We start from the raw sequence: 9,790 nt of genomic DNA, 5'->3' as shown, positions 1-9,790 counted from the left end.
GAAACGGTTCGATCAAACCGTTTCCGGGGCCGCCGTTCATTAGGACGGGAGCCGTCCGGGGCCGCAGAGCGGGCAGGCCCAGGTGCCGCATCTGTTCGTGCTCCTCGGGCAGGCTCCGGGCCATTCTCCGCACCAGGTCAAGGCCGAGACCGAGGCGGTCACCGGGGGTGAACCGGGATGTCGTAAGGAAACCGCGCACCACTCGCTTCAACGAGCTTCTCTACTCGGAGAGTTGCGCGATGGCCGCCGCATGACCAGGGGGTACGCCGAGATCCCTGCTACACCACTCCACCGGACGCCATCCGGCAGCGCGGGCACAGAGGACGCTCCGGGCCCGACGTGCTTGGCTGGAATCCCCAGCCGAGGCAGTGCGGGCACAGGTCGCGGTCAGGCGGTGGACACAAGCAGGTGGTCATGTCCGGTGAACGCGGGTGGGTGACGGCGCGTCACGGCTCGCGGCCCGCCGCTGTCCCCGTACCACCGTCAGCGCTGGAGCAGGCCCCACCCGTACTCTTCCCGGCTCGCTGTGCACTGCGACACCGGAACCCCCGCTTCACCGTGCAAGTAGACACCCCACACCATGGGTCGCCGGCGCTACATTCGGTGAGCCGACAGGGGCCGACCGGGGTGTGTGGACTTGTGTGGGAAACGAGACTCCACGCGGCCACGCCGGGCAGCCTGGTCGGGCCGCTTCGCGCAAGGCCAATACAGACGATTGTGGGTTCATCGAACCTCGGCTCGGCCGATGCCGTAGAGGTCTTCGAGGAGGGGCGAACGGGGCTCTTGGCCCCGCGACTTCACGGGAGGACGCACAACCATGAGCAAAACCCTTCGACGCTTGCTGCTGCTTCCGGCGGCAGCCCTGGCGCTGCTGTCAACGCAAGCCCTGCCGGCGCATGCGGGCGCAACGTTCAACCTCCGGACCCCCTGGGGCGGCAGTCCGTGTCTCCGGCCGGACTCGAACAACTTGGGGGTGAGCGTTCACGCGTATGCATGCGACGCCTACTCCAACCACTGGACATTCGCGAACGTGCATCCAGACGGCACGTACGAGTTCGAGTGGCTCCCCAACGGTGGCTGCCTTATCCCGAACTGGAATCAGCAAGCCTCGCCAGTCGTCGTCACCAATGGGAACAACGTCTGCAATAACGACTCCTCGCGGTGGTATCTGAAGGGGCTGCCCGACGGGAAGACCCAGATCGTCAACGTTGCCACCGGCCTGGTGCTGGACTATGACTCGTCGGGCGCCAACCGCGGGCTCCAGCTATGGCCCGCGTGGGGCGACCTGAACCAGGAGTTCTTCCTGTCCTGACCGCTCAGCTGGCGACGGCGGTGATCTCTCCGCGAAACGGACATGATCACCACCGCCGCCGGATGCGATTCGAGATTACCTCAGCATGGTCGTGATCTGACCGGTTGCAATATTGAGTGCACGGCACTGCAGTCATGGGAGGGGACGCAATGCGTATCAGGTTCGGGCGGCGCACCGGCAAGCTTGCGATCGTGGGGACGCTCACGGTCGCCGCGTTGAGCTTGGCCACGGGAGGCGCTTTCGCCGCCACGCCGCCGACGGGGGCCGAGGCCTGCCCGAACGGGAACGTGTGCATGTACTTCAACTCGCCGAACCGCTGGGGCGCGTGGGAAGACTGGTCGCCTGGCCAGAGCCTCAGTCTGTCGGACTTCAAGTTCGCTCACTGGGGGAACGGTTCTGGTTACGGGCAGACGGTGTACGACAACGCTGCCTCGATCGTCAACAACACCGGCCACACGGTGGTCGTCGAGTCGGACCTTGGCCACGACGACTACTACGATGCGGGCTACGCCGGATCCCTGTACTCCTTCACCTACAACCACGACGCTCTCCTTTACTGCTGACGCCCAGCGAAGCATCGCGAATGCCCCCTCTGCACCGACATGGTGGAGGGGGCCCGCCCCTTCGCCGACCCCGCTAGCGCAGCCCATGAGCGCCGGACCAGGCCGGGCTGCGCAGCCGTGGCTTCGACGATGCCCGCCTCAGCAGCAGCAACACCCGCACCGCGCCGTCCTGGGAGCACCCGCCTGTCCAGGCTGGCGTCGACCGCGGCAACGGTTGATGACCGCGTGCAGGTCGCCGCCGGTCTGGGCCAGGGAGTCCGGGACGCCGGCCAGGACCAGGGCGAGTTCGGGGTTGCCGACCGGCGGCATCGGGCCCGGCCCACCCCCTTGTCGCTGCTGCCCCTCTCGTAGGCGGACAGACCCCGGTCCCAGCTCCACTGGGCGAAGCGACGGTAGAGGTACCAGCCGAACGCCTCCACCAGGCGCTCCAGCGGACGCGGGCAGACTTGGAGACCGAACTCCGATGCTGGAACCGGGAGAACCCGGACCTTGCGGCAGACCTCGCCCAGGGCGCCGAGCACGCCCGCCGCTGACGTGCCGTACGTTCCTGACGAACCCCCAGATATCTGTAAGGCACGGACCGATCGGGCCCACTTGCCTTACCTGCCGATCAGCTCCTGAGCACCCCAGATAACATTGACCTGCAGCTTCTTCAAGATGCGGGGCCAGGTGCCGTCGATCTGCCAGCGCCGGAACACCGCATACCGTCTCCCAGGGCCCGTACCGCTCGGACACATCCCGCCACGGCGAGCCCGTCCGCGCCCGCCACCAGATCCCGTCGAAGACCTGCCGCCGATCGCGCGGCGGCAGGCCCGTCTTCGGTATCGACGGCAACATGACTTCCAGCCGCTCCCACTGTGTATCCGTCAGATCGCCCCGAGACATCTGAAGATCGTTTCACGGCCAGGGTGGACAGCAGCCCGTCAGCTCTGATCTGTGGTGGACCGCCACGAACTGCCGGTCTCGCGTTCGAACACCGGACGCACGTCAACGGTGTCGTACACGATGCGCAGCGTGGCAATACGTCCGTCCTCGGCGAGCTCAGCCAGGTCCACCACGTCAAACGGCGCGGCAGCTCCGGACGGCAGACGCCAGTCAAAGTGGAACCAGAACGAGATCAGTGCGGCCCCCTGCTGGGTCCGGCCCTCCGCCACCCCCAGCAGAGTCAGGCCCGCCCGGCTGGTATCGGCGAAGAGCTCGGGATAGAACTCCGTGGCCGGTCGAGGGCCGTACAGCGGAGAGTGCACCATCGCTCCAGGCGCGAACAACTCCAGCACCGCCTCGGCATCCGCCCGCTCCAGCGCCGACAGGTAAGCCGACACAAGCTCAGCTGCAGTCATGATTACTCACTCAAGATCAGGCCAAATCGACAGCCCATGCTCTCATCCCACCACCTGCGCTCCGCCCATCAACCGGCACAACACCCAACATCTCAAACACTCCTTAGGAGCAACTGCCGTGCCAGCGCACAAGGCTGGTAAAGGCTCGCTGTGTAAAACAACGTCGGCAGGCCGTCCGCGAGACCGCAGAACGAACAACTGACGGAGGCGGCCATGTTCACGATCTGGGCCGCAGTCGACAGCGGCAAGGAACATCATCACTGCTTGGCACTCGACGCACCTGGCGATCAACGGTTATCCCGCCGGGTCGGCAACGACGAGCCCGAGCTGCTGGAACTCATCCAGGACGTGCTCGCCCTCGCCGGCCAGGGCGATGCGCTGTGGGCGGTTGACACCAAGCACGGCAGCGCCGCCCCGCTCATCGGGCTCCTGCTTGAGCCCGGACAGCCGATGGTCTACCTCACCTGTCTGGCCGTCCACCGCGTCTCGGCCGGCTATCGCGGCCAGGGCAGGACCGATACCAAGGACGCTCATGTCATCGCCGACCAGGCCCGCATGCGCCAGGACCTCGGGCTGCTGCGGCCTGGTGACGAGGTCGCCGTCGACCTGCGCACCCTTACCGGTCGCCGCCTCGATCTCGTCAACGACCGCACCCGGCAGATCAACCGGCTGCGCGAGCAACTCTTGACATCCTCCCGGCACTGGAGCGTGTCCTGTCCCGCAAAGGCCGGGGCCTGGTCGTATTGCTGACCGATTATCAGACGCCAGCAGCGATCCGCCGGGCCGGCGTCCCCCGCCTTGAACCATGGCTGAAGAACCGTGGCGTCAAGAACGCCTCTTCGCTCGCCGAGACCGCCTTCGGAGTGGCACAAGCCCAGCACATCGCGCCGGCGGGCGAGCAGTTGGTCCCTGCCATGGTGGCCCGGATCGCGAAGGGTGTGCTGGCCCTGGACGCAGAGACCGGCGAACCGGATGCGCTCATCGAGGCCTGCTTTCACGAACACCCGCATGCCAAGATGATCGAAACACTGCCCAGCATGGGGCCGCCCCGGCTCGGAGCCGAGTTCATCGCGGCAACCGGCAAAGACCTGGTGGGCATTCGGCACCCCGGATCGGCTGGCCGACTTCGCCGGCCGGGCCCCAGTCCCGCCACTGGTCACCGCCGCGGACACCGGCGATCGCACCGCCGCCCAGATGCTGCTCGGGCAGGTCGCTGACGTGCACCACCGGCTGGAGCTGGTCTGGGCCGACGGCGGCACAGTTCAAACGCCTGGCCGTGCCTGGGAACGCCGCCTCGAACTTCACGACGCCTTCGTCTCATGGGCTCCAGCCACATCTGCCGGCGACGACTCAAGAAGGCCGGATCATGATCACGTTACGAGCTCATGGGGTGACCGCAGTGTTCCCAGGTGATCCATCCCTGATCTTGTGTGGGTATCCCCGGCTTCGGTCGGGGAGGGAAGTGCATCTCAGGACTGCTGTGACCCGCAGGTTGCAGCGGATGTTTTTGCTGCTCGATGTAGTGATGGATCACGGTGAGCGGTGCGCAGCCGCACGAGCCGGCGAAGTAGGAGCGGGATCAGAAGACGGAGCCCATGCCGATGTGGTTGATGCGGCCGGTGTATTCGGCCCGCAGGTATCGGGAGCTGACGCCCTTGAGGGAGTTGATCAGCTTGGACAGGGCGACCTTCGGCGGGTAGTGCACCACCAGGTGGACGTGATCGGCTTCGCCGTTGAACTCTCGTAGCTCCACGTCGAAACCAGCGCAGACCTCACGCGTGATCTCTTCGCACCGCTTCAGCATGGCGTCGTCGAAGACGCCGCGCCGGTACTTCGTGACGAACACCAAGTGGGCGTGAAGGATATGGGCGACGTGACGGCCGGTGCGAATATCGGGGTTGGTTCCGGCGGGGTTTGGTTCCCATCGTGGTGACACACGCCAAGCGCAGTAGGATCTTCGAAGCTGACGGGGGAGGGGGTGGGCTGGATGATTCGTGCGTACAAGTTCCTGATGCGGCCCACCGTGGGGCAGCAAGCGGCGCTCGCCGAGATGCTGCGTGATCACTGCTCGCCCTACAACGGAGCGTTGCAGGAACGCCGCGACGCCTACCAGCACGCCTCGAAGACCACCGTCCGGTACGGGCAGCAGTCCGCTCAGCTCAAGGACATCCGGGCCTTCGATCCGGAGCGTCAGGGCCGGTGGTCGTTCTCGTCTCAGCAGGCCACCTTGCGCTGCCTGGACAAGGCGTTCGCCGCGTTCTTCCGCCGCGTGAAGTGCGGGGACAAGCCGGGATATCCCCGATTCCGGGGGGTGGACTGGTTCGACACGGTGGACTTTCCCAAGGACGGCGACGGCTGCCGCTGGGATGCCACCCCGCACGATCCCGTCACCCGCGTCCGCTTCCAGGGCGTCGGGCACGTCAAGGTGCACCGGCACCGGCCCGTGGTCGGCAGGGTCAAGACCGTGTCCGTCAGGCGCGAAGGCAAGCGCTGGTACGTCGTCCTGACTGCTGAGCAGGCCCAGCCCGAACCGCTCCCCGCGACAGGGTCCGTCGTCGGCATCGACATGGGTATCGCCTCGTTCCTCACCACTTCCAACGATGAGCACGTCGAGAACCCACGCCACGCTCGGAAGGCAGCCGCCAAGCTCGAAGCTGCACAGCACAACCTCAGCCGGCTCGGGCGCGTGCGCCGGGACAAGCGGACGGCGAATCATCAGCGGGCCGTTAAGCGGGTCGCCGACCTTCACCGCAAGGTGCGCCGCCAGCGCCTCGACCACGCCCACAAGACCGCGCTCGCTCTGGTCCGGGACCACGACCTGATCGCGCACGAGGATCTCAAGATCCGGAACATGGTCAAGGCCCCCACGCCGAAGCCGGACCCCCAGAAGCCAGGCAGGTTCCTGTCCAACGGGTCCGCCGCGAAGGCCGGACTCAACTACTCGATCTCAGATGCCGGATGGGGGGTGTTCCTGACGATCCTGCACGCCAAGGCTGAAAGTGCCGGACGAAACGTGATCGCCGTGGACCCCCGCACTACCTCCCGGACCTGTCCCGAATGCGGGCACGTCAGCGCGGAGAACCGGCCCACCCAGGAGAAGTTCCACTGCGTCTCGTGCGGCCACAGCGCGCACGCGGACACGGTGGCCTCGATCAATGTCCTACGGGCCGGGCTGGTCCGTCGCGAAGCCGCACCGGCATAGCGAGAAGCCCCCTCATCACGAGGGGGTCACGTCATCCACGATGTCCTCGGTACCTCGGTAACCCGGTACATGATGTCCGGGACTTTGCACTTTGCCCTTGAGGTGGTGGTAGAGGGCAGTAGGAGCCACGCGGCGCGCCAGCTGATGGGTGGGGCGTTGTCGCAGCCCCGACCCGGCTCGGTGGTCACCGTGCCGTCATCGGCTCCGGTGCGCTGTGGGCGCGACGGTAGGCCAGTGGCGACAGGCCCAGGTGCGTGTAGAAGTGCTTGCGCAGGGCGACGGGGTCGCCGAAGCCGCAGACGGTGGCGATCCGTGCGACGGTCAGGTCGGTGGACTCCAGCAGCAGGCGCGCGTGCGCCAGCCGCCGCTGCGCCAGCCATTTCAGGGGGCTGCTGCCCACCTCGCTGCGGAACCGCCGGGTGAAGGTGCGCACGCTCATGTGCGCGTGCCGGGCCATGTCCTCCAGTGTGACCGGCTCGGCCAGCCGGTCCAGCACCCACTGCCGGGTCGCCGAAGTGGAACGGTCGGTGTCCTGCGGAACCGGGTGCTCGATGAACTGGGCCTGCCCGCCCTCGCGCCACGGCGCCACGACGCAGCGCCGCGCGGCGGCCGAGGCCACCGCCGCCCCGTGGTCCAGACGGACCAGGTGCAGGCACAGGTCGATGCCGGCCGCTCCGCCGGCGGACGTAAGGATGCGTCCGTTGTCGACGAACAGGACGTCCGGATCGACGTCGACGTCGGGGAACAGCCGCGCCAGCGCGTCACACAGCGCCCAGTGCGTGGTGGCCCGCCGGCCGTCCAGCAGACCGGCCGCCGCGAGGAGGAAGGCCGAGGTGCACAGGCTGACGATGCGGGTTTGCGGCCCTATCCGGTCCAGCGCCGCGGCGAGTTCCTCGGGGAGCGCGCCGGTCGCGAGCAGTTGCTCGCTGGGCTCCTGTGTGGCCAGAACGACGGTGTCCGCGGTCTCCAGCGCAGACTCGTCGTGGTCGACGACGATCCGGTAGTCCTCGTGCGTGCGTACCGGCCGGCCGCCGAGGGAGCAGGTACTGACGGAGTACAGGCGGGTCCCGTCCGGTTCACAGGCCTCGTTGAACACCCGGGCCGGGATGCCCAGGTCCAGCGGCAGGACTCCGTCGAGGGCGAGAACGACAACTCGATGCGTCATGGCTGGAATGGTACGACAGTTGTCCTTCCGGCCACTCACCCGCCTCTGCGGCCACACGCCACTGTTTCTTGTGCCGGGACCGAGGCCCCGGCACAAGAAACAGTGAGACGGACACGAGCGAGGACGACATGAGTGAGCACACGATGCGGGCAGTCACCGTCACTGAGTTCGGCGGAGCGGAGGTGCTGACCGTCGAGGAGGTCGCGCGCCCCGAGCCGCTGCCGACCGAGGTGCTGGTACGGGTGCACGCCGCCGGAATCAACCCGGTGGACTGGAAGACCCGCGAGGGCCAGGGCATGGCGGGGCTGCAGACGCTCCCGCTGATCCTGGGCTGGGACGTGTCCGGTGTCGTCGAGGAGCTCGGCTTCGGCGTCACCAATCTGAAGGTCGGCGACGAGGTCTACGGCATGCCGTGGTTCCCGCGTGCCGCCGGCGGCTACGCCGAGTACGTCACCGCCCCGGCCCGCCAGTGGGCCCGCAAGCCGGCCACCCTCGACCACGCGCACGCGGCCGCCGTGCCGCTGGCGGCGCTGACCGCCTGGCAGACCGTGGTCGACACCGCCCACGTCCAGGCCGGCCAGCGCGTCCTGATCACGGCCGCCGCCGGCGGGGTGGGCCACTTCGCGGTCCAGTTCGCCCGGCACCTTGGCGCCCACGTGATCGCCACCGCCAGCGCCGCACGCCACCCCTGGCTCAAGGAACTCGGCGCCGACGAGACCATCGACTACACCACCACCCGCTTCGAGGACGTCGTCAAGGACGTCGACGTCGTCATCGACCTGGTGGGCGGCGCCCACGACCAGACCAGCACCCGCTCGCTGAAGGTCCTGCGCCCGGGCGGCCTACTGGTCGCCGTACCGGCCGGCGTCGCCCCGGAACTGGCCCAGGCCGCCGAGGCAGCCGGCGTGCGCGTCACTGCGTACCTGGTCGAGCCGGACGGTCCCGCGCTGACCACGATCGCCGGCCTGATCGACGCCGGTGAGGTCGCCGTCGAGGTGGAGGAAACCTTCCCGCTGGAACAGGTCGGCACGGCCCACGCCCACGTCGAGGCCGGCCGCACCCGCGGCAAGGTCGTCCTCACCGTGGCCGACTGACCTTCCCTGCAAGCAGTCAGGAGCAGCACCGTGTACTACGAGATCCGCCACTACCAGGCGCAGCCCGGACGCCGCGAGCAGTGGGTGCGCTACATGGAGGACGTGGTCATCCCGTTCCAGGCCTCGCTGGGCATGGACGTGACCGCCTCCTTCGTCGACGCCGAGGACGAGGACGGCTACGTGTGGATCCGCCGGTTCGAGGACGAGGCCCAGAGCGAGGCCCTGTACACAGCCGTGTACGACCACGACCGCTGGAAGAACGAGATCGGCCCGGTCGTCTACGGCCTGCTGATCCCCGAGAAGTCCGTCGTCAGACGTGTGGTCCCCACCCCGGCCTTACCCCTGCGGTGACCTGGCTTGCGGCCCCTCCACCCGAGCGCACAGCACAGCAATAAAGGAACGTTCATGAGCACCGTCACAGTCCAGAAGTCGGCCCCCGCCTCGTCAATCACCCAGGCCGCCGCCGGCGCGCTCATCGCGGCAGTACACACCGCCGCTGCCCGGATCGGCTTCACGGCGGCCGTCGCCGTCACCGACCAGGGCGGACATCTGAAGGCGTTCGATCGTGCCGACGACGCGCCCTTCCTCACCGCCGAGGTCGCCGTCGACAAGGCCTGGACCGCGGTCTCCTTCCGCATCCCCACCCATACGTGGAACGACTTGCTCGTCAACCCGCACATCGCGCCGCTGGGCGGCCACCCTCGTGTGATGGCCGTCGGCGGCGGCTATCCGATCATCGAGAACGGCCGGTGCATCGGGGGGCTGGGGATCTCAGGCGGCGACTACGAGCAGGACCAGCAGGCCGCCGAGGAGGCCCTGGCCGCCCTCGGGTTCGCCCCGCCCGGTCACTGACCGACCACCGGAGTGTCGGCCTGTGCGCCTGGACGGCGCAGACCTCGGCGAAGGTCCCGAACTGCAGTGGCTGGCTCCAGAACTGGCCGACGACACGGTCGCCAACGCGGAATCGCGTCGCGTCGTCACCGATCGCGGTGACGGTGCCGGCGTTTTCCAGGCCGGACCTAGTAGTGCTTCGTTAGGTTCTGGTTCTGGTGAGGGGGCGGCCGCAGGTGGTGCAGGTGCCGTCCCAGCACCGCAGCAGGTCCTGTAACGCGTC

11 protein-coding genes and 1 pseudogene are annotated in these 9,790 nt (G+C 67.8%); 8 read left to right on the top strand and 4 right to left on the bottom strand.

The window, feature by feature from the left end; genetic code table 11:
* Window positions 1-817 precede the first annotated feature (817 nt).
* Both AB0N07_RS48490 and AB0N07_RS48485 read left to right on the top strand, forming a co-directional pair.
* Window positions 818-1,312 (top strand): RICIN domain-containing protein, encoded by a 495-nt coding sequence (locus AB0N07_RS48490; RefSeq protein ID WP_365847016.1) that lies wholly within the window; start codon window positions 818-820, stop codon window positions 1,310-1,312.
* Between the two features lie 149 nt (window positions 1,313-1,461).
* A complete protein-coding gene (locus tag AB0N07_RS48485; RefSeq protein WP_365847014.1) occupies window positions 1,462-1,875 on the top strand; it encodes a peptidase inhibitor family I36 protein in 414 nt (137 codons plus the stop codon).
* A 138-nt stretch (window positions 1,876-2,013) separates the two neighbouring features.
* Here the strand turns inward: AB0N07_RS48485 and AB0N07_RS48480 are convergent, their stop codons facing one another.
* Both AB0N07_RS48480 and AB0N07_RS48475 read right to left on the bottom strand, forming a co-directional pair.
* Window positions 2,014-2,712, bottom strand: coding sequence for a transposase (locus AB0N07_RS48480; RefSeq protein ID WP_365847018.1), 699 nt, complete (start codon window positions 2,710-2,712; stop codon window positions 2,014-2,016).
* 86 nt (window positions 2,713-2,798) lie between these two features.
* Window positions 2,799-3,215: a nuclear transport factor 2 family protein gene (locus AB0N07_RS48475; RefSeq protein WP_365847012.1), complete on the bottom strand. Its 417-nt coding sequence runs from the start codon at window positions 3,213-3,215 to the stop codon at window positions 2,799-2,801.
* A 213-nt stretch (window positions 3,216-3,428) separates the two neighbouring features.
* Here AB0N07_RS48475 and AB0N07_RS48470 point away from each other — a divergent pair, with 213 nt between their 5' ends.
* Window positions 3,429-3,965, top strand: coding sequence for an IS110 family transposase (locus tag AB0N07_RS48470; protein WP_365847010.1), 537 nt, complete (start codon window positions 3,429-3,431; stop codon window positions 3,963-3,965).
* Window positions 3,959-4,432: a hypothetical protein gene (locus AB0N07_RS48465; protein WP_365847008.1), complete on the top strand. Its 474-nt coding sequence runs from the start codon at window positions 3,959-3,961 to the stop codon at window positions 4,430-4,432. The genes AB0N07_RS48470 and AB0N07_RS48465 overlap by 7 nt, the downstream gene beginning before the upstream one ends.
* Window positions 4,433-4,713: 281 nt before the next feature.
* On the opposite strand, the pseudogene tnpA reads toward AB0N07_RS48465, so the two are convergent.
* Window positions 4,714-5,151 (bottom strand): annotated as a pseudogene (gene tnpA, locus AB0N07_RS48460) (IS200/IS605 family transposase); the annotation flags it as partial.
* 51 nt (window positions 5,152-5,202) lie between these two features.
* Here tnpA and AB0N07_RS48455 point away from each other — a divergent pair.
* Window positions 5,203-6,417, top strand: a complete 1,215-nt coding sequence (locus tag AB0N07_RS48455) for a transposase (protein ID WP_365847006.1) — start codon at window positions 5,203-5,205, stop codon at window positions 6,415-6,417.
* Between the two features lie 184 nt (window positions 6,418-6,601).
* Here the strand turns inward: AB0N07_RS48455 and AB0N07_RS48450 are convergent, their stop codons facing one another.
* Window positions 6,602-7,582 carry a helix-turn-helix domain-containing protein gene (locus AB0N07_RS48450; protein ID WP_365847004.1) on the bottom strand — a complete coding sequence of 327 codons (981 nt, stop codon included), beginning with the start codon at window positions 7,580-7,582 and terminating at the stop codon, window positions 6,602-6,604.
* A gap of 128 nt (window positions 7,583-7,710) precedes the next feature.
* On the opposite strand from AB0N07_RS48450, the gene AB0N07_RS48445 reads away from it, so the two are divergent.
* From AB0N07_RS48445 to AB0N07_RS48435, 3 genes are read left to right on the top strand one after another with little or no spacing between them, the layout of a single operon-like run.
* A complete protein-coding gene (locus AB0N07_RS48445; RefSeq protein WP_365847002.1) occupies window positions 7,711-8,676 on the top strand; it encodes an NADP-dependent oxidoreductase in 966 nt (321 codons plus the stop codon).
* A gap of 30 nt (window positions 8,677-8,706) precedes the next feature.
* Window positions 8,707-9,027, top strand: coding sequence for an NIPSNAP family protein (locus tag AB0N07_RS48440; protein WP_365847000.1), 321 nt, complete (start codon window positions 8,707-8,709; stop codon window positions 9,025-9,027).
* A gap of 54 nt (window positions 9,028-9,081) precedes the next feature.
* Entirely contained in the window at window positions 9,082-9,528 is a 447-nt protein-coding gene (locus AB0N07_RS48435; protein WP_365846998.1) for a heme-binding protein, read from the top strand.
* The last annotated feature ends 262 nt before the right edge of the window (window positions 9,529-9,790 follow it).

The organism is Streptomyces sp. NPDC051172, assembly GCF_040682555.1.
Lineage (GTDB): Bacteria > Actinomycetota > Actinomycetes > Streptomycetales > Streptomycetaceae > Streptomyces.
Note: the sequence above shows the minus strand (reverse complement) of the source record. Positions and strands in the feature narration are given on the sequence as shown.